Source organism: Corynebacterium sp. USCH3 (assembly GCF_037619475.1).
Classification (GTDB): domain Bacteria; phylum Actinomycetota; class Actinomycetes; order Mycobacteriales; family Mycobacteriaceae; genus Corynebacterium.
The window spans coordinates 480,554-500,243 of the sequence record NZ_JAQPZT010000001.1 but is presented as its reverse complement, the minus strand read 5'-3'; the positions used below and the strand labels follow the sequence as shown (position 1 = coordinate 500,243).

At 69.0% G+C, this 19,690-nt stretch carries 19 protein-coding genes; 2 read left to right on the top strand and 17 right to left on the bottom strand.

Going from position 1 to position 19,690, the window contains the following annotated elements:
• Positions 1–66: 66 nt before the first annotated feature.
• The 15 genes from nusB to aspS all read right to left on the bottom strand — a co-directional run bounded on the left by nusB (position 67) and on the right by aspS (position 16,244).
• Positions 67–663, bottom strand: a complete 597-nt coding sequence (nusB, locus tag PQI66_RS02355; protein ID WP_339995712.1) for a transcription antitermination factor NusB — start codon at positions 661–663, stop codon at positions 67–69.
• Between the two features lie 5 nt (positions 664–668).
• Complete coding sequence (efp, locus tag PQI66_RS02350; RefSeq protein WP_339995710.1) at positions 669–1,232, bottom strand: elongation factor P; 564 nt, start codon at positions 1,230–1,232, stop codon at positions 669–671.
• 60 nt (positions 1,233–1,292) lie between these two features.
• Positions 1,293–2,357 carry a M24 family metallopeptidase gene (locus PQI66_RS02345; protein WP_339995708.1) on the bottom strand — a complete coding sequence of 355 codons (1,065 nt, stop codon included), beginning with the start codon at positions 2,355–2,357 and terminating at the stop codon, positions 1,293–1,295.
• A gap of 9 nt (positions 2,358–2,366) precedes the next feature.
• On the bottom strand, positions 2,367–2,813 hold the full coding sequence (gene aroQ / locus PQI66_RS02340) for a type II 3-dehydroquinate dehydratase (protein WP_339995706.1): 447 nt from the start codon (positions 2,811–2,813) through the stop codon (positions 2,367–2,369).
• A gap of 26 nt (positions 2,814–2,839) precedes the next feature.
• Positions 2,840–3,940 carry a 3-dehydroquinate synthase gene (gene aroB / locus PQI66_RS02335; protein WP_339995704.1) on the bottom strand — a complete coding sequence of 367 codons (1,101 nt, stop codon included), beginning with the start codon at positions 3,938–3,940 and terminating at the stop codon, positions 2,840–2,842.
• Positions 3,937–4,566: a shikimate kinase gene (locus PQI66_RS02330; RefSeq protein ID WP_339995702.1), complete on the bottom strand. Its 630-nt coding sequence runs from the start codon at positions 4,564–4,566 to the stop codon at positions 3,937–3,939. The genes aroB and PQI66_RS02330 overlap by 4 nt, the downstream gene beginning before the upstream one ends.
• Entirely contained in the window at positions 4,567–5,811 is a 1,245-nt protein-coding gene (gene aroC / locus PQI66_RS02325) for a chorismate synthase (RefSeq protein ID WP_339995700.1), read from the bottom strand.
• A 33-nt stretch (positions 5,812–5,844) separates the two neighbouring features.
• Positions 5,845–6,303, bottom strand: a complete 459-nt coding sequence (locus PQI66_RS02320) for a prepilin peptidase (RefSeq protein ID WP_339995699.1) — start codon at positions 6,301–6,303, stop codon at positions 5,845–5,847.
• Positions 6,304–6,309: 6 nt separating this feature from the next.
• Positions 6,310–7,302, bottom strand: coding sequence for a shikimate dehydrogenase (locus tag PQI66_RS02315; protein ID WP_339995698.1), 993 nt, complete (start codon positions 7,300–7,302; stop codon positions 6,310–6,312).
• Positions 7,303–7,320: 18 nt separating this feature from the next.
• Positions 7,321–8,505: an endolytic transglycosylase MltG gene (mltG, locus tag PQI66_RS02310; protein ID WP_339995696.1), complete on the bottom strand. Its 1,185-nt coding sequence runs from the start codon at positions 8,503–8,505 to the stop codon at positions 7,321–7,323.
• 91 nt (positions 8,506–8,596) lie between these two features.
• Positions 8,597–9,091 (bottom strand): Holliday junction resolvase RuvX, encoded by a 495-nt coding sequence (gene ruvX / locus PQI66_RS02305; protein ID WP_339995695.1) that lies wholly within the window; start codon positions 9,089–9,091, stop codon positions 8,597–8,599.
• Complete coding sequence (gene alaS / locus PQI66_RS02300; protein ID WP_339995694.1) at positions 9,091–11,778, bottom strand: alanine--tRNA ligase; 2,688 nt, start codon at positions 11,776–11,778, stop codon at positions 9,091–9,093. The genes ruvX and alaS overlap by 1 nt, the downstream gene beginning before the upstream one ends.
• Before the next feature lie 58 nt (positions 11,779–11,836).
• Complete coding sequence (locus tag PQI66_RS02295) at positions 11,837–13,210, bottom strand: replication-associated recombination protein A (protein WP_339995692.1); 1,374 nt, start codon at positions 13,208–13,210, stop codon at positions 11,837–11,839.
• A gap of 8 nt (positions 13,211–13,218) precedes the next feature.
• Positions 13,219–14,418 carry a phosphotransferase family protein gene (locus PQI66_RS02290; RefSeq protein WP_339995690.1) on the bottom strand — a complete coding sequence of 400 codons (1,200 nt, stop codon included), beginning with the start codon at positions 14,416–14,418 and terminating at the stop codon, positions 13,219–13,221.
• 41 nt (positions 14,419–14,459) lie between these two features.
• Positions 14,460–16,244: an aspartate--tRNA ligase gene (gene aspS / locus PQI66_RS02285; RefSeq protein WP_339995688.1), complete on the bottom strand. Its 1,785-nt coding sequence runs from the start codon at positions 16,242–16,244 to the stop codon at positions 14,460–14,462.
• Between the two features lie 169 nt (positions 16,245–16,413).
• Between aspS and PQI66_RS02280 the strand changes: the two genes are divergently transcribed.
• The gene (locus tag PQI66_RS02280; protein WP_339995686.1) at positions 16,414–16,755 is read left to right on the top strand and encodes a hypothetical protein; all 342 of its coding nucleotides are present in this window, start codon (positions 16,414–16,416) and stop codon (positions 16,753–16,755) included.
• A 30-nt stretch (positions 16,756–16,785) separates the two neighbouring features.
• Here the strand turns inward: PQI66_RS02280 and PQI66_RS02275 are convergent, their stop codons facing one another.
• Positions 16,786–16,917 carry a hypothetical protein gene (locus tag PQI66_RS02275; RefSeq protein ID WP_339995684.1) on the bottom strand — a complete coding sequence of 44 codons (132 nt, stop codon included), beginning with the start codon at positions 16,915–16,917 and terminating at the stop codon, positions 16,786–16,788.
• A gap of 217 nt (positions 16,918–17,134) precedes the next feature.
• Here PQI66_RS02275 and ypfJ point away from each other — a divergent pair, with 217 nt between their 5' ends.
• Complete coding sequence (gene ypfJ / locus PQI66_RS02270; protein ID WP_339995682.1) at positions 17,135–18,088, top strand: KPN_02809 family neutral zinc metallopeptidase; 954 nt, start codon at positions 17,135–17,137, stop codon at positions 18,086–18,088.
• A gap of 10 nt (positions 18,089–18,098) precedes the next feature.
• Here the strand turns inward: ypfJ and PQI66_RS02265 are convergent, their stop codons facing one another.
• On the bottom strand, positions 18,099–19,685 hold the full coding sequence (locus PQI66_RS02265) for a GMC family oxidoreductase (RefSeq protein ID WP_339995680.1): 1,587 nt from the start codon (positions 19,683–19,685) through the stop codon (positions 18,099–18,101).
• Between the last annotated feature and the right edge of the window lie 5 nt (positions 19,686–19,690).

Here is a 19,690-nt window from a genome sequence, read left to right as displayed (position 1 = left end):
CCGGCAGCCGGGCCGGTTCCATGTGACTCCATGTTTTCCGTGCTGAAGTCTAGCACGGCCGGGGTGCTACGCGTCCCCGTCCTCCACTGCGGTGTCGCTGACGATGCCGTCGATGAGCGAGTCGGCCCGGGCACGCTCGGCGTCCTGCACCTTCCTTGCGTCGGCGGCCTCCTGCTCGGCACGTGCCGCGGCAGCGGCCTCGTCGGACAGACGCTTGTCCCGGGCGATGCCGTCGAGGACGGCGTTGACGTAGCCCGGTGCCTTGTCGTGGGAGTACTCCGAGGCGAGCTCGATACCCTCCTTGAGCGCCACCCGGGCCGGGACCTCCTCGTTGTAGAGCAGCTCCCAGGCCGAGACACGCAGCACCGCGCGGTCGACCGCGGGAAGCCGCTCCAGGCGCCAGGTGCTGCTCAGGTGGGCGGCGATCGCCTCGTCGATCTCGTCGAGCGCCGAGGCCACCCCGGGCACGATCCGGGCAGCGTACTCCGGAACCGGTTTGACCTGGTTCGACTCGTCCCGGGCGAGTTCGACACGGTCCTCCACGATCTCGACCGGGTCGATGTCGCGGAACTCCGCCTCGAAGAGGATGTCGACGGCACGCTGGCGCGCCTTGTAGCGGGCGCCGTGGCGGCGATAGGACTCGCCGGATTCTCTGTCTGCCATGGGGACTAGTTGTTGACGCGGGAGAGGTACTCGCCGGTACGGGTGTCGACCTTGACGACGTTGCCGGTCTCCAGGAACAGCGGAACCTGGATCTCCGCGCCGGTCTCCAGGGTCGCCGGCTTGCTGCCACCGGTGGAGCGGTCGCCCTGCAGGCCCGGGTCGGTGTGCTGGATGGCCAGGTCGACCGACACCGGCAGCTCGCCGAACAGGATTTCGCCGTCGTGGAAGGACAGCTGCACGCGCATGTTCTCCAGCAGGAAACGGCCGGCGTCACCGAACTTGTCGGCGGAGACCTCGAACTGCTCGAAGTCCTTGTCGTCCATGACGACGAAGTTCTCACCGTCGTTGTACAGGTAGGTCATGTCACGACGGTCAACCGTGGCGGTCTCGACCTTGACACCGGCGTTGAAGGTCTTGTCGAGGGTCTTGCCGGAGACGACGTCCTTGAGCTTCGTCCGGACGAAAGCGGGGCCCTTGCCCGGCTTGACGTGCTGGAACTCGATGATCTGCTGCAGCTTGTTGTCGATCTTCAGCACGAGACCGTTCTTGAAATCCGCGGTTGTCGCCACGTGTATGCTCCCTGGATAGCTTGGTTGGGGTGGTCAGCCGAACAGTCTAGCAGCCCGGCGTCAGACCACCTGTAACGCGGTGGACGACGGGTTCACCGACTCAGCACCCTGTGCGGTGACGATGTAGGTGTTCTCGATACGCAGGCCGGTGCGCCCCGGAAGGTAGACCCCCGGTTCGATCGTCAGGGTCATCGACTCCGCCAGCGTCCTGTCACGGGGGGTGCGGGAGGCGGCGTACGGCGCCTCATGGACGTCGAGGCCCACGCCGTGTCCGGTGGAGTGGACGAAGTACTCCCCGTAGCCGGCGTCGTCGATGATGTCCCGGCAGACCTTGTCGACGTCGAACAGGCCCGCCCCGGGGCGGACCGCCTCCGCCCCCGCACTGAACGAACGGTGCACCAGGTCGTAGAGATCGGCGGACAGGGCGTCCGGCTCCCCGACGCACACCGTGCGGGTCTGGTCCGAGGCGTATCCGTCCAGCCAGACCCCGAAGTCGACGGTGACCAGGCCCGGGACGATCACGTCGCGGGAGACCCCGGCGTGGGGTTTGGCGGCGTTGGTGCCGGAGGCGAGGATCGTGTCGAAACTCAACCCGTCGGCACCGGCCGAGCGTAGACGGTGCTCCAGGTCGGCGGCCGCCTCGATCTCTGTGATTCCCTCCCGGATCCCACCGGCGGCGATGAACTCACCGAACACCGAATCCGCCAGGCGCCCGGCCTCTCGGAGCGCGTCGAGTTCGGTGGTGTCCTTGACCAGACGGGCGTCCTCCACGGCACCGGAGAGGATCGGCGGATCCCCCAGCTCACGCGCGGCGGCGACGGTCATCCCCGGCTCCACGGCGAAACCGTCCTCTCCCGCCGCAGTCTGCAGTTCACCGAGGAGGTCGCGGGTGATGCGGATGTCCACCCCGGGTGCACCGGCGGTCTCCAGGCGGACCTGGGTGTCGTAGCGGCCGTCGGTGGCCAGGACGACGGCACCACCGGTGTCGATGAGCAGGGCGGCATTGGAGCCGCTGAAACCGGTGAGATAACGGACGTTCTTCAGGTCGGTGACGAGAAGATGCCGGTGACCTGCGGCGGAGACGGCGTCGGCGACGGCCTTTCGGCGGGTGAGGGTATCTGTCATGCCCCCAGGCTACGCCCCGGTGGTCCCCTGCCGTGCAAGGTAGTCCAGCGCCATGGCGTAGCCCTGCGCACCGAGCCCGGCGATGACACCGCGGGCGATCGGCGAGAGGTAGCTGTGGTGGCGGAAGGCTTCACGGGAGTGGATGTTCGAGAGGTGGACCTCGACGAAGCCCGGCCCGTCGGCCACCTCGACGAGCGCGTCGCGCAGCGCGACGGAGGTGTGGGTCAACCCCCCGGGGTTGATGATCACCGCCTCGCCGGCGTCGGCGGCCTGGTGGACCCGGTCGATCAGCGCGCCCTCGTGGTTGGACTGGAGGAAGTCGACATCCACGCCCAGGCGTACGGCCTGGCTCCGCAGGTCGTCCTCGATGTCGGCGAGGGTGGTCGAGCCGTAGATCTCGGGCTGCCGCTTGCCCAGGCGGTTGAGGTTCGGGCCGTTGAGGACGACGATACGCATGGTGGTGCTCCTGTTCTGGTGGTGTTCTACCGTGAGTTGTCGGCGGTGGTGTTGAGGTAGGCCGCGGTGAGGTCGTCCGGGGACGGGTCCACCAGTGTACGGGGGGCGTAGGAGCCGGTGTCGTCACTGACGACGACGATCCGCAGGCTGCCGTCCTTGTTCTTCTTGTCCCGGCCCATGACCTCGGTCAGTTCCTCCAGGGAGGCGTTAGCGTAGGCGGTGGGCAGGCCCACGCTCTGCAGGATCCGTCGGTGCTGGTTGACGGCCTCACCACTGAGCAGACCAGCGGCGTGGGCGAGCTCCGCCTCGAAGACCATGCCGACGGCGACGGCGTGGCCGTGACGCCAGCGGTAGTTCTCGTGCTGTTCCACGGCGTGCCCGTAGGTGTGGCCGTAGTTGAGGATCTCCCGCAGGGAGGACTCCCGCAGGTCCTGCCCGACCACGTCCGCCTTCACCGTGACCGCGGCCTCGATGAGTTCGGGGAGGGTGCCGTGCGGGTCGCAGGCTGCCCGGGGGTCCGCCTCGTAGAGGTCGAGGATGTGCCCGTCGCGGATGAAACCGGCCTTGATGATCTCCGCGCTGCCGGCGACGATCTCGGCGTACGGGAGCGTCTCCAGCACATCGAGGTCGACCAGGACGGCGGAGGGTTCGTGGAAGGCACCGACGAGGTTCTTGCCGGCGGCGGTGTTGATGCCGGTCTTGCCCCCGACGGCGGCGTCGACCATGGCCAGCAGGGTCGTGGGGTACTGGACGACACGGATGCCGCGCATCCAGGTCGCGGCGATGAAACCGGCGAGGTCGGTGGTCGCCCCGCCGCCGACACCGACGATGACGTCCTGGCGGGACAACCCCGCGTCGGCACAGACGTCCCAGCAGGCGGCGGCGCCGTCGACGGTCTTGGCGGCCTCGGCGTCCGGGGTCTCGTGGAGGACGGGTTCGACGCCCGCGGCGCGTAGCCCGTCGGCGACACGGCCCGCCAGTTCCGCCAGTGGCGGTTGATGCAGGACGACGGCGCGACGCGCCCCGGGGACGGACGACGCCACAGCAGCGGTGAGGTCACGTCCGATGACGACGTCGTAGGGGTGGTCCGTGGCGACGTGCACGGTACGGGGGGCGGAGGCGTTCACAGCTGTGCCTCCCGTCCCGGGTGGTTTCCGGACCCGTCGTCTGCGGTGTGGGTGTCGTGGTCGCCGTGGTCGCCGTGTACCCCGATGAGGGCGAGCACCTCGGCCACCGTGTGACGGGGTGTGCGCCCGTCGGCGTCGACGATGTGGGTGGCGACCTCCTGGTAGAGCCCCTCACGCTGGGTGAGGATCTCGCGGTAGCGTTCCGACGGATCCTCGCCGTCTGCGGCGGCGAGCACCGGACGGGTCGCCAGATGGGCGGTACGCCTGGTGCCCTCCTCCACGGAGACCCTCAGGTAGACCACGGTGTGCTGTGTCAGCAGGCGACGCGTGGCCGGTGACAGCACGGAGCCGCCGCCGAGGGAGACGACACCGTCGGAATCCAGCGCCTTCGCGACGTAGATCTCCTCCCGGCGCCGGAACTCCGGCTCCCCGAGCATCGTGAACAGTTCGCCGCAGGACATGGCGTTGTCGCGTTCCAGGAGCGTGTCGGAGTCGACGACCGCACAGCGCAGTACCTCGCCGAGCGCGTGCCCGACGGTGCTCTTGCCCGCACCGGGGGGACCGACGAGAACGACCCGTGGCGCTGCCGACCCCGGGGTCGTCGGAGTCTGGGTGTCGCCGCTCATCTACGCCTCACCCCAGGTCAGTCGCCGGTCCACGTCGTCGATGTAGGAGAGGTAGTTGCGGCGGGTCTCTGCGACACTGTCGCCACCGAACTTCTCGAGCACGGCGCGGGCCAGCACGAGGGCGACCATCGACTCGGCGACGACGCCGGCCGCCGGGACGGCACAGACGTCGGACCGTTGGTGGATACCGGTCGCCGGTCGCCCGTCATCCATGTCGACCGTCGCCAGGGCGCGGGGCACCGTGGAGATCGGCTTCATCGCCGCCCGCACCCGCAGCTGCTCGCCGTTGGTCATGCCGCCCTCCAGGCCACCGGCCCGGTTCGTCCGGCGCGACACCCCGGATGCACCTGCGGCACCTGTGCCACCGTCCACGCGGTCGATCTCGTCATGGGCCTCGGAACCACGCCGGCGCGCCTCCTCGAACCCGTCGCCGATCTCGACCCCCTTGATGGCCTGGATACTCATCAGTGCCTGGGCGAGCTGACCGTCCAGGCGGCCGTCCCAGCTGACGTGCGAGCCGAGCCCGATCGGCAACCCGGAGACGACGACCTCGACGACCCCGCCGAGGGTGTCCCCGGACTTCCGGGCGGCCTCGATCTCGGCGATCATCGACTTCTCGTGGGCGTCGCCGTGCGCCGTGAAGGCGCGGACCGGTGAGCCGTCGACCGCGTCGAGGTCACCCGGGGCCGGAGCCGGGCCGGTGTAGGTGTCCGACGGCCCGATCGACAGGACGTGGCTGACGACCTCGGCACCGGTGATCTCACGCAGCAGCGCACGGGCGAAGGTACCGGCGGCGACCCGGGCCGCGGTCTCCCGGGCGCTGGAACGTTCCAGGACCGGGCGGGCCTCGTCGTGACCGTACTTCACCATGCCGGAGAAGTCCGCGTGTCCCGGACGCGGTCGGGTCAGGCGGGCGCCGCGGCCGGAGTCCATCTCCTTGGCCACCGCCTCGTCCGACAGGTCGACCGGATCCGCGGACATGATGGTCGTCCACTTCGGCCACTCGGTGTTGCCGATCATCACGGCCACCGGTGAACCGATGGTCACGCCGTGGCGTACCCCGCCCAGGAAGGTCACCTCGTCCGCCTCGAACTTCATCCGGGCACCACGGCCGTAGCCGAGGCGCCGTCGGGCGAGTTGACGGGACACCTCGGCGCGGGTGACTGGCACCCCGGCGGGAATGTCCTCGACAACGGAAACAAGGGCCTGGCCGTGCGATTCCCCGGCAGTCGTCCATCGAAGCATGCCCTACATTGTCGCACGATCACCGGACGGGCGTCACCACACCCCACCATTTATGACGCCGGTCACCACCGCCGTGCCGACCAGCATGCCGGGCCCGTGCGGCAGCGCACGCCCACGGACCCCCGGGATCAGGGCGAACGCGAGCGTCACCAGCGAGGCGGTCGCCACCGTCCACAACAGGCCGACGACTCCCCCGCCCACCGCAGCGACCGTGCCGAGGCTCAACGCCAGTTTCGCGTCCCCGCCGCCGGCGCGCAGTCGGCTGGACACCAGCCCCGGCAGGATACACAGCAGGCACCACCCCAGACCGCCGAGGACGGCCCAGCCGGCACCGTCGACGACGGTGACCGTCCAGACCACCGGCACCGCCGGCAGCGTCAGCGCGTCCGGGAGCCGACGGTGCCGCAGATCGTGCACCACCAACGCCCCCGCCCACGCGCCGACCCCCGCCGCAACGACAAAGCCCCCGACGAACCCCCCGACAACCCCCACCGGCGACTACCCCTCCGCCGCCCCCGCTGACCCGTCGGCGTTCCCGCCCGCGTCGTCGGTCTCCAGCGTGCGACGGTGTGCCCGCAGCAGCCGGTACATGCCCTCGGTCGACGGAGTCTCACCGGTGAACTGGCGGAACTGTTCGACCCCCTGCCCGGCGAGCATCAGCAGACCGTCGGACACCGGGCGCCCCGCGCCACGGGCGGCCAGCATCAACGGTGTGGGGTACGGGTCGTAGATCACGTCCACGACCGCCGCGGCCCGGGCGAGGTGCTCGGCGACCGTGGCGGCACCGGCGGCGGGAATGGTCGAGATCAGTGCATCAGCGGCGGCGCACACGTCGCCGAGACTGTCGTGGTCCAGTCGCACCCAGTCGAAGCTCATGCCGTAGGACTCCACCAGGCTCTGCAGGTTCAGCGCACGTTCCGACCGGGCGAGCACCGTGACCGAGGTGAACCCCTCCGCGGCGAGTGCGGCGACGGCCGGACGGGCCGTCCCGCCGTTGCCGACGACCACGCCCCGCCCCGACCCGACACCGTGGTCCTCGCCGAGCACGGCCCGCAGACAGGCGGCGAGACCGTCGACATCGGTGTTGTCCGCGATCCACCGGCCGGTCGGGGCCCCGTCGGCGTCACGTTCAGGGACGAGGGTGTTGGCACTGCCGATGAGCGCGGCACGGTCGGTGACGCTGTCGGCGAGGTCGTGGGCGGCGGACTTGCCCGGCATGGTCACCGAGAAACCGCGCACGCACGACGGAGACTGCTGCATCAGCCGCCGCACCTCCGAGGGTTCGCCCGCGTCGACCCGGACATACACCAGCGAGTCATTCCCCAGCATCGCGGCGCTGCCCAGGTGGATCACCGGCGACAGGGAGTGGCCCACCGGGCGCCCGAGTACCGCACACAACTGCGGTGGCCGGTGCCCCTCCCCGGTCGGCTGCTGCTGAAGCTCGTCGGCGAGTGCGAGAAACCCGTCGACGCTGTAGACCTCGTTCTCCATCGTGTCCTCCCCTCGCCCCTACCGGGCGCTGTCCAGCACGCCGTTACGGCGAGACTCTTCGATCGCGGCCTCGTGGTCGGCGAAGCTCCGGTTGAACACCGTGCGCCCGTCGGTGTCGACGGTGACGAAGTACAACCAGTCGCCGTCGGCCGGGTGCTCCACGGCCTGCAGTGCGGTGATTCCCGGCGACGCGATCGGGGTGTCGGGCAGCCCCTTCTTCGCGTAGGTGTTCCAGGGGGTGGTGCGGGCACGGTCCTCGTCCGTGGTCGCGACCTCCTGCGCCGCCACGTCGTAGTTGACCGTGGAGTCGAACTCGAGCTGCTGGTCCTCGTCGAGCCGGTTGAGGATGACCCGGGCGACCTTGTCGAAGTCGCCCTCCGGGGCCTCGCGCTCGATCAACGACGCGGCGGTGATCATCTCGTAGGGGCTCAGGCCCACGGCTCCGGACGCCTCGACCAGTCCGGTCCCCTCGTAGATCTCCGCCGAGTTCTCCAACAGTGAGGTCAGGATCTCGCGCGGGCCGGAGGTCGGGTCGAACAGGTGCACACCCGGGGCGATCAGACCCTCGATGCTGCGGGGATCGTCCCCGCGGGCCTCCACGGCCTCCACGGCCCAGTCAGGGACACCGAGCTCCGCCGCCGGCGTCGAGGCGACGGCCTCACGCAGGTCGTCCACACTCACGCAGTCCTCGAGCCCGTCGGTGAGACCCTCGCGGCACGAGTTGTCGGCGATGGAGGAGAAGATACCGCTCCGGCTCTCGCCCCCGACGACGGTGACGTCCTCGAGGGTCAGCCCCGTCGGGATGTCGATGACCCCGAGGCGCCGCTCGTCGTCGGTGAGCGCAGTCATCGCCGCCTCGGCGGACATCCGCTCCTGGAGCGCGTAGTAGCCCGCCTCCAGGCCCCGGTTCTCGCCGTGCAGCTCCGCGTCGTCCGCGGCGCTGAGCATCGCCGACCGCGATCCGACGACGTCGTCCTCCAGCAGCTGGGGAATCAGACCGGAGACCGTGTCGCCCTCGTCGACCCGGACGAGTACCACGGTGCCGTTGCCCTCTCCCTCGTAGTCGCGCGTGCCCACGACCTCACGCTGGTAGTAGACGTACACGACAACAAAGACGAGCAGGAGGACCAGTGCAAGGCTGATGGCTATCGACCACTGTCTACGACGGCGGTACCTGGGTTCGGTCCTGATCTTTCGAGGCAAGGTTCACTCCCACGTCTCTACTGTATGTACAAGGTGCTACAACGTCATGAAAACACTATTGCGCGTCATTCTCGCACGAGGTGCCCGTGATTTAGTGATCGGACACCCGGTTACGTGCACGGCGGGCGTCAAGCCACCCCTGCAGGATGTGCACCGCCGCCGCCTGATCGATCCGTGAACGGCCTTTACGCTCGCTCACACCCGAGGCCCGCATGGCGCCCGTCGCCGCGACGGTGGACATCCGCTCGTCGACCAGACGCACCGGGATCCCGTCGAGACGGTCACGCAGTGCGGCGGCGTAGTTCTCCGCCCGGACCGTGCTCTCGGTCGTGCGGGAGCGCAGCGTCACAGGAAGACCGACGACGACCTCGACCACGAAGTTCTCCTCGACCAGCTCAAGAATCCGGGAGAACTCGGAGCCGGGGCGTCGGCCACTGCCCTTCTCGGCGGCGACGGTCTCCAACGGGGTCGCGAGGATCCCGTCCGGGTCCGACAGTGACACCCCGATACGTACGGTGCCCACGTCGAGGCCGAGACGACGGCCCCTCCCCGGGTCGTCGTCGCCCGGACGCTCAGCGGTGGCCACTACCGACCGCCGGCAAGTACCGACTCGACGTACGGGCGGACCGCGGCCACCGCCGCGTCGACGCCCGACACGTCGCTGCCGGAGCCCTGCGCCATCGCCGGCTTACCGCCGCCGCGTCCGCCGACGACCGGCCCGACCGCCTTGACGATGTCGCCGGCGGACAACCCACGGGCCACCGCCGCGTCGGTGACCGCGGCGATGAACGGGACCTTCCCCGCCTCGGGGTCGGCCGACGCGAACAGCACGACAGCGGCCTCGGCACCGAACCGGGCCTTCGCGTCATTGGCGATCGTGCGCAGGTCCCCGCCGGCGACTCCGTCGGCGACCCGTGCCGCGACGACCCGGACACCGTCCACCGTGACGGCCTGCAGGACGTAGTCGCCGACCTTCGCGGTCAGCTCCGCGGTGCGGAACTGGTTGATCCGCTTCTCCGCCGCCTGCAGCCGTTCGCTGATCTGCGCGAAGCGCTCGGGAAGATCGTCCGCACTGACCTTCAGACGCGAGGCCAGTGAGCCGGCCACGGCGTTCTGTCCGGCCAGGAAGCGCATGGAGTCCATCCCGGTGTACGCCTCGATACGTCGGGTGCCGGAGCCGACCGACGACTCGCCGAGGATCGTGACCGGGCCGACCTGCGACGAGTGGTCGACATGGATACCGCCGCACAGCTCCATCGAGAACGGGCCGCCGATCTCGACGACACGTACCTGGGAGCCGTAGTTCTCACCGAACAGGGCCATCGCACCCATGGCCTTCGCCTCCTCCAGGCTGGTCTCGATCGTGTTCACCGTGTAGTCGGTGTCCACTGCCTCGTTCGAGATCTCCTGGATCCGACGCAGCTGGTCGTCGGTGAGCTGGGTGCCGTACTTGAAGTCGAAGCGCAGGTAGCCCGGCTTGTTCATCGAGCCGGCCTGCACCGCCGTCGGCCCCAGCACATCCCGGAGCGCGGCGTGGATCAGGTGGGTACCCGAGTGCGCCTGACGTGCGGCATGACGCCAGGCGTGGTCGACGTGGGCGGCGACGGTGTCGCCCACGGCCAGCTCCCCGCCGCTGACGGTCACCCGGTGCAGCGAGACCTTGCGGCCCGTCTTCTGGACATCCTGCACCCGGGCGAGGCCACCGGGACCGGTGAGGGTGCCACGGTCGGCCATCTGGCCGCCCGCCTCGGCGTAGAACGGGGTGCGGTCCAGGATGACCTCGACCTCGGAGCCCTCCGGGGCCCGGTCCACCAGCTGACCTCCGGAGACCAGGCCCAGGATGTGGGCCTCGGCATCGGTGGTCTCGTACCCCACGAACACCGTGGGGTGGTTGTCGACGAAGGAACGGTAGACCGACACGTCGGCGTGGACCTGCTTCTTGGCCCGGCTGTCCGCCTTGGCCCGGGCACGCTGCTCGGCCATGCGGGTGTCGAAACCGTCCTTGTCCACGGTGAGGCCGGACTCGGAGGCCATCTCGACGGTCAGGTCGATCGGGAACCCGTGGGTGTCGTGCAGGACGAACGCGGCGTCGCCGCCCAGTTCCGTCCCACCGGCGGCCTTGACCTTGGCCGCGGCGTCCTCGAAGAGGCGGGTGCCGGACTCCAGCGTCTTGAGGAACGCGGTCTCCTCACCGACGGCGACGGCGCGGATGCGCTCCCAGTTCTCGGTGATCTCCGGGTAGGACGGGGTCATCGTGCTGCGCACCGTGTCCATGAACTTCTCCATGGTCTCCCCGGTGGCGCCGAGCAGACGCGCCGAGCGGATGGTCCGGCGCAGGAGACGTCGCAGAATGTAGCCGCGGCCCTCGTTGCCCGGGGTCACACCGTCCAGGATCAGCATGAGCGCGGTCCGGCTGTGGTCGGCGATGACCCGGAAGCGCACGTCCTCGACGGAGTTCTCGACCCGTCCGTACACCGCACCGGTGAGCTGCTCGGCCACCGTGATCACCGGGGCGAGGAGATCGGTCTCGTAGACGTTCTCCACCCCCTGCAGGATGCAGGCGACACGCTCGATGCCCATGCCGGTGTCGATGTTCTTCTGCGGAAGCTCACCGACCGGTTCGAAGCCCTCCTTGGGGCTCTTCTCCCCGCGGATGTCCTGCATGAACACGAGGTTCCAGATCTCGATGAACCGGTTCTCGTCGGCCGCGGGCCCGCCGTCGACCCCGTACTCCGGTCCACGGTCGTAGAAGATCTCCGAGCACGGGCCGCCGGGGCCGGGCACACCCATGTCCCAGTAGTTGTCTTCCCCACCACGGCGCTGGATCCGCTCCAGCGGCACCCCGATGTCCTCGTGCCAGATCGCGGCGGCCTCGTCGTCGGTCCGGTACACGGTGGGCCACAGCCGCTCCGGGTCCATGCCGAACCCTCCCTCGGCGACGGGGTTGGTCAGCAGGTCCCAGGCGAAACGGATGACCTCACGCTTGAAGTAGTCGCCGAAGGAGAAGTTTCCGGCCATCTGGAAGAAGGTGTTGTGCCGGGTGGTGATGCCGACCTCCTCGATGTCGAGGGTGCGCACGCACTTCTGGATCGACGTCGCCCGCGAGGACGAGGGGGTCTGCTCACCCAGGAAGTACGGCTTGAACGGCACCATGCCCGCATTGACGAACAGCAGGTTCGGGTCGTCCAGGATCAGCGAGGCGCTGGGTACCTCGGTGTGACCTGCCTTCACGAAGTGAGTGAGGAATCGCTCGCGGATCTCATGAGTCTGCACAGTTACGGAACCTTCTTGATAGCTGAATCGTCGACACGGTGTCGTGACCGGAAACAGTCTACCCGTTACCCCGGACGATCCCGCGAAGGGTCTCCAGCCGTGGTCTGAGGGTGTGCTCCCGGCCGTGGTCGGTGGGCTCGTAGTACCGCGACCCGGCGAGATCGTCGGGCAGGTAGTCCTGGCGCAGGACCCCGCGGGGATCGTCGTGGGGGTAGCGGTAGCCGACCGCGTTGCCCAGCGCCTCGGCTCCCGAGTAGTGGCCGTCCCGCAGGTGCGCCGGGACGACGGAACCGCGCCCCTCACGCACGTCCGCCAGTGCGGCGTCGATACCGCGGATCACGGAGTTCGACTTCGCCGCAGTGGCGATGTGCACCGTCGCCTGGGCCAACGGGATACGCCCCTCGGGCATACCGATGAAGCTGACCGCCTGATGTGCGGCGACCGCCGCCTGCAGCGCCGTCGGGTCCGCCATGCCGACGTCCTCGGAGGCGTGGATCACCAGCCGACGGGCGATGAACCGCGGGTCCTCCCCCGCGTCGATCATGCGGGCCAGGTAGTGCAGCGCCGCATCCGGGTCCGAACCCCGCAACGACTTCACGAAGGCGCTGGTGATGTCGTAGTGCTGGTCACCGTCGCGGTCGTACCGCGCGACCGCACGGTCGGTGGACGCCCGGACGTCGTCGACGGTGAGCACGCTGCCGTCCGCGATCCCCTCGACCGCGGCCTCCAGGTAGGTCAACCCCCGGCGGGCGTCCCCGGCGGCGAGGGCCGCCAGCAGGTCGCGGGCGTCGTCCTCGATCTGGACCGCTCCGCCGTAGCCACGGGGGTCGGCGACGGCCCGGGTCAGCAGTGCGGCGACATCACCGTCCTGCAACGGTGTGAGCTGGACCAGCAGCGAGCGCGACAGCAGCGGGGAGACCACCGAGAAGCTGGGGTTCTCGGTGGTCGCGGCGACCAGCAGCACCGTCCTGTTCTCGACGGCGCCCAACAGGGCGTCCTGCTGGGTCTTGGAGAACCGGTGGACCTCGTCGATGAACAGCACGGTCGATTCCCCGTGCACCAGGAGCCGCCGGGCGGTGTCGATGACCGACCGGACCTCCTTGACTCCCGCGTTGAGGGCGGACAACGCCTCGAACCGGCGACCCGACGCCCCGGCCACCAGGGACGCCACCGTGGTCTTGCCTGTCCCGGGCGGGCCGTAGAGGATGACCGACGAGTCGCCCCGGCCGTCGATGAGCCGGCGTAACGGCGAATTGTCCCCCAGGACGTGTGCCTGTCCGACAACCTCGTCGAGCGAGCGCGGCCGCATACGGACGGCCAGCGGCGCATGGGCGCCCGGATGGAAGTACGAGTCGACCGACCGGGAGACACCGGGCTCCGGGGCCTCCGCGGCACCGCCGGGGACGTCGAACAGGCTGCCGTCGCCGCTCATCGTCCGACTCAGCGGGTCTGGGGGTGTGCCCCGAGCGTGGCCAGCGTGGACAGGAGTTCCGCGGCGAAATCGCGGACGGCGGTGAACCGCTCGTCGATCTCGTGACGCTCGGCGAAACGACGGACGGCCTCGACAGTGGTGGCCAGGTCCGACAGATGTTCGCGGGGCATGTGGTCGAGACGACGGGCCCCCTCGGCAGCCGAACCGGAGGTCTCGATGACCGCGAGTGTGCCGTGGTAGAGCAGCGACAGGCTCATCAACGCCCAGCCGACCAGTGACGCCATCAGCGCCTTCTCCAGGCGGCCCTCCTCCCGGACCGCCGGCCAGACGACCGACACCTCGGTGGACCAGGACTCGATGAACTCGCGGAGTTCCTCGGCGTCGAGCAACGGGGTGGTGATGTCGTGGGGGAATCCGGCGATGACGCAGGCCACGTCCGACACGATGTCCCGGAATCCCGCCCACTCGTAGTCCAGGAAGACCACGGAGTCGGCGAGCATGATGTTGTCGGGGGTCAGGTCGAACGGGGTGAAGGCCTGCACCCGGGACCTGGACTGCCGCAACCCGGCCTCGTGGGCGAACTCCTCCACGGTCGGATCGACCGTCACGCCGCTGCGACGGAGCAGGTCGAGTCCCTGCTGGACCAGCGCGGCGACATCGACGTCGCGGTCGGTGACCCTCGAGGCGGGAAGGTTGTGCCTGGTGTGCTGACGCCGGTTGAGGGTGTCGAAGGCCTCCTGGCCGTCGGCGGTCGCGACATGCATCCGGCCCAGCGCCCGGCCGAGCTTGCGCAGCGCCGCCGCCCGCTCCATCTCCCCGTCCATGGTGAGGATGTCCGAGTAGTTCCGCCCGTCGCCGGAGTCGGACAGGACCATGATCCGGTCGTCGATGTCGTGCGCGAGCAGCTGGGGCCCGGGCCGGTGCTCCTCGGCGAGGGTGTTGGTGTACTGGTACGCGACCACCTCGCGGATCATCGCGGAGGTCGCCTCGGCGTCGGCGTCCTCACCGCCGCCCTCGGCGACCGGCGGCAGCTGCTTGATGACGACGGTGCGCTCCTGCAGGAACGGGTTGGGCGAGACCCTGGCCCGGATGACCAGGGAATCACCGCTGCCGCCCAGATTCTCCGGGTGGGTCAGTTCGGGGGTTCCGCCGAAACGGCTCCCCAGCAGGTGTGTGGCGCTGACCAGCGCATCGTCGATACTCGGCACGTCGTAGTCCTCTCTCGGACGTCCCTCCGGGTACGGAGGATTCAGGCGTTCTTCTTGGGCTTGGCGTCGATCCCGGACTCCTTGCGCTGCTGCGCGGTGATCTCGCCGGGTGCGTCGGTCAGCGGGTCGATGCCGCCGCCGGACTTCGGGAACGCGATGACATCGCGGATGGAGTCGTACCCGCCGAGCAGGGACACGATACGGTCCCAGCCGAAGGCGATGCCGCCGTGGGGCGGGGCACCGAAGGCGAAGGCGTCGAGCAGGAAGCCGAACTTCTCCCGTGCCTCCTCCTCGGAGATGCCCATGACCGCGAAGACGCGCTCCTGGATGTCACGACGGTGGATACGGATCGAACCGCCGCCGATCTCGTTGCCGTTGCACACGATGTCGTAGGCGTAGGCGGTGGCCTCCCCCGGGTTCTCGTCGAAACTGTCGATCCACTCGGGCTTCGGTGAGGTGAAGGCGTGGTGGACGGCGGTCCATGCCGAGTTGCCGAGTGCGACGTCGCCGGAGGCGGTGGCGTCGGCGGCGGGTTCGAACATCGGCGCGTCGACGACCCAGGTGAAGGCCCAGTCGCCGTCCTTGATCAGGCCGAGACGCTCGGCGATCTCGCCGCGGGCGGCGCCGAGCAGCGCGCGGGAGGACTTCACGTCGCCGGCGGCGAAGAAGATGCAGTCGCCCGGCTCGGCGCCGACGTGGGCGGCGATGCCGGCGCGCTCGTCCTCGGTGATGTTCTTGGCCACCGGGCCCGACAGCGTGCCGTCCTCGCCGACGAGGATGTAGGCCAGGCCCTTGGCTCCGCGCTGCTTGGCCCACTCCTGCCAGGCGTCGAGGGTCCGGCGGGGCTGTGAGGCACCGCCGTCCATGACGACCGCACCGACGTAGTCGGACCTGAACACCCGGAAGGAGGTGTTCGCGAAGAACGCGGTGCACTCGGTGATCTCGATGTCGAAGCGCAGGTCAGGCTTGTCGGAGCCGTAACGACGCATCGCGTCGGCGTAGGTGATGCGCGGGATCGGGGCGGTGATCTCGTAGCCGATCTCCTTCCAGACCGCGGCGAGGATCTCCTCGGCCAGGGCGATGACGTCCTCCTGGTCGACGAAGCTCATCTCCACGTCGAGCTGGGTGAACTCCGGCTGGCGGTCGGCGCGGAAGTCCTCGTCGCGGTAGCACCGGGCGATCTGGAAGTAGCGCTCCATGCCCGAGACCATGAGCAGCTGCTTGAACAACTGCGGGGACTGCGGCAGGGCGTAGAAGTTCCCCGGACGCAGGCGGGCCGGCACCAGGAAGTCGCGTGCACCCTCCGGGGTCGAGCGGGTGAGGGTCGGGGTCTCGATCTCGGTGAAGTCCTGGTCGATGAGAACGCTGCGGGCGGCGGCGTTGACCTTGGACCGAAGACGCAGTGCACGTGCCTGGTTGTCGCGGCGCAGGTCCAGGTAGCGGTACTTCAGCCGGGTCTCCTCGCCGACCTCTCCCCCGCTGGCGGAATCGTCGATCTGGAACGGCAGTGCCGCGGACTCGTTGAGGATCTCCAGGCCGGAGACGTTGAGCTCGATGTCACCCGAGGCCAGGTTCGGGTTCTCCGAACCTTCGGGCCGCGCCTCGACGACGCCGGTGACCCGCAGGCAGTACTCGCTGCGCAGGGCGTGGGCGCGCTCGGCGACCTCATTCTCCCGGAAGACCACCTGCGCCAGCCCGGAACGGTCACGCAGGTCGATGAAGATCACTCCACCGTGGTCCCGTCGACGGGAGACCCATCCGGTGAGGGTTACCTCCTCGCCGATGTGGTTGGAGCGAAGGTCACCACAAAGATGGGTCCGCAGCACGTCGCGTTGTCCTTTCGGGTAGTTCGGGGAAAAACACCGTACGGCGCGGAGACGCCGTCGGTGGCTCGATATCAGCGGCCCAGTGTACTACCCCGTCGCCGCACGGGGAACAACGGTGGCATGCTGGAGGGTGAGGTCGACAGTCGACCGAGACGAAAGGACGGTCACCATGGCAGACAACGCCACCCCCGCACCGAAGGACGACGGGCAGCCCGGCGTGCGCCCCCGCCACCCGGATTCAGACGGCATCCCGGACCAGGTGACCGTCGAGGACACGGTGGTCACCCCCCTCGACTCCCGCGACCCCTACCGGCTGTTCTGGCTCACCAGTCAGGTCGTGTTGTTCGTCTCCGCCGCGGTGGCCGCGGTCACCCTGGTCTACGGCCTGGCCACCGCGACCGAAGGTGCATGGGTCAGCGGTATGGCCTGCCTGGGAATCAGCATGCTGGCCGTGATCGGCCTGCTCCTGGCCAGGCTGGGGAGCGACCTGAAATCGGCCGGAGTGATCTGACCGCGCCCCGAACCACAGGGGCGGGGCGGCTCAGGCGCCGACGCCGTCCCAGTTGATCCGACCCAGCGTGGCGTCGTAGATCTGCTGGGCGATGTCCCAGTTGTTGTAGGCCGCCCAGTCACCTGCGTCGAGGGCCTGCTGCGCGAGGGCGATGATATCCATTGTTCCGGTACTCCTCCGGGTCGTCGTGACGTTGTCGGTCACCGTCGTTTCAGTGTCATCTGCGCCGTCATCAACGGCAGATGTGAGCTGCAGTATAGTCGTACGGCCGGTGTCACGCAGCTCCCTGGTGACCGGAACCGACCGGCACGGTCGTGAGTTCCCCGACACCGTCGAGTTCACGGTGCCCCGCTGAGCCGGCTCCCGCTACACTTCCCCCATGTCCTTCAACAACAACCTGTCCGGCATGGGCGGACGCGCACGATCCGGTGGAAGCGGCGGCGGTGGCGGCGGATTCGGCGTCGGTGGAGGCAACCGGGGCGGCAACCGGGGCGGCGGGATCCTGGGTATGCTGCTGATGAGCCGGGTGGGCCGACGGTTCGGGATTCCCGGGATGATCGTGGTGGCCGTCGTCCTCTTCCTCGCCAACGGCGGACTGTCGATGTTCGACAGTGGGTCGGCGGGCTCCGGGGACCAGCGCGCGTCCGGCACCGGTGGCGGCCTCGAGCACTGCACCACCGTCGAGGACGCCAATACCTACGACGACTGCCGGATCGAGGGCACCGCCATCTCGCTGGACGGTGTGTGGTCCACGCTGCTTCCGGACGAGGCGGGGATCACCTACAGCGAACCCGACCTGGTCATCGGTGACGGACGGGTGTCCACCGGCTGCGGTACCGCGTCGACCGCGGAAACCGGCCCGTTCTACTGCCCCGGTGACCGGACGGTCTACATCGGGGACGACTTCTTCTCCCAGCTACGTCAGATGGGTGGGTCGGACGGTCCGTTCGCCCAGATGTACGTCGTCGCGCATGAGTTCGGTCATCACATCCAGAACCTCGAAGGCAACCTGGGCCTGTCCGACTACAGCGACCCGGGTGAAGACTCCAACGCCGTGAAGATGGAGCTGCAGGCGGACTGCTACGCCGGAGTCTGGGCGGCTCACGCCGACAAGGGTTCCGACGCCGTCCTTGACCCGGTGACCGACGACCAGGTCAACCAGGCCATCACCTCCGCCCAGGCCATCGGTGACGACGCGATCCAGCGTTCCGGCGGCGGCCAGGTCAACCCCGACGCCTGGACCCACGGCTCCTCGGAGCAGCGGCAGCACTGGTTCACCACCGGCTACGACAACGGGACCATGGCGTCCTGCCGGCAGGACTTCCGGCGCTGAGTCTGTTCCGTCAGACGCCGGCCTGCTCACCCCGGATCAGGTCGGCGGCACGCTCACCGATCAGCATGCAGGTGATGTTGGGGTTCACCGCCACCAGCTGGGGCATGACCGAGGCGTCGACCACGCGCAGACCCGAGACACCCTTGACCCGCAGCTCCGGGTCCAGCGGGGACATCTCGTCGTCGACGGAACCCATGCGGACCGTCCCGGCCGGGTGGTACACGGTGTTGTGGGTCTTGGCGACGTAGTCGGCGATCTCCTCGTCGGACTGGACGTCCGTGCCGGGGAACAGCTCCCGGCCGGCGTACCGCTCCATCGCTGGCTGGGCCACGATCTCGCGGGCGAGCCTGATCCCCGCCACGGCGATCCGCATGTCGTAGCCGTCCTCGTCGGTGAAGTACCGCGGGTCGACCTTCGGTTTGTCCCGGAAGTCGCAGGAGCGCAACCGCACCGTGCCGCGGGCCTTGGCGTGGGTGATGTTGGGCGTCAGGCAGAACGCCTCGTCCGCCGTCGGGTACCCCTGGCGGCGGGTGTGCATGTCGAAGGGCATCGACCCGTAGTGCATCATCAGGTCCGGCAGATCGAGACCGTCGGCGCCACCGTCGTCGACCTTGTCGAAGATGCCGATCTCCCACCACTGGGTGGCGTCGCGGGTCATGGGGACCGTCGACTCCCAGGAGATCACGGCCTCCGGGTGGTCCTGGAGATGCTCGCCGACGCCGGGGGCGTCGACCAGTGCCTCGACACCGACCTCGGCGAGGTGTGCGGCCGGGCCGATGCCCGAGAGCATCAACAGTTTCGGGCTGTCGATCGCGCCCGCGGACACGATGACCTCGCGGTTGGCCGGCAGGGTCTTCAGGCGACCGAAGGGGTTGTCGAGGTACTCGATGCCCGAGGCCTCCGGGGTGCCGTCCTCGCCCGCCGTGAAGGTCACCCGGGAAACCTGACGGTCGGTGAGGATGTCGAGGTTCTCGCGGTCGAGCACGGGGTGCAGGTAGGACACCGAGGACGAGGAACGCACGTTCTCGTCGGTGGCGTTGATCTGGAACCAGTCCGCGCCGTGGTTGACGGTGGTTCCCTCGTTGAACGGGGTGTTCGGCAGGCCCTGCTGTTCGCAGGCCTCGACGATCGCCACACCCACAGGATCCTTGTGCGGGACCGACCGCAGGCGGACGGGCCCGTCGTGTCCGTGGTGGTCACCGTCACGGTCGTTGGTCTCCAGGCGCTTGATGAGGGGGAGCACCGACGCGGAGTCCCATCCCGAAGCCCCGAGTGACACCCAGTTGTCCAGGTCCTGGGCGGGGGTGTGGAAGGCGATGCACGAGTTGTGGGACGAGCATCCGCCGAGGACCTTCGCCCGGGCGTGGCGCATGTGCGAGTTGCCCTTCTCCTGCGGTTCAATCGGGTAGTCCCAGTCGTAGCCGGACTCCAGCAGCCCGGGCCATTCCGCGAGGTTGAGGATCTCCGGCTTGTCCACGTCGGTCGGTCCGGCCTCGATGAGCGCCACGGTGACCGACGGATCCTCGCTGAGGCGGGCCGCCACCACGGCTCCGGACGACCCGGCACCGACGACGATGTAGTCGTAGTTGTCTCGCATGTGTT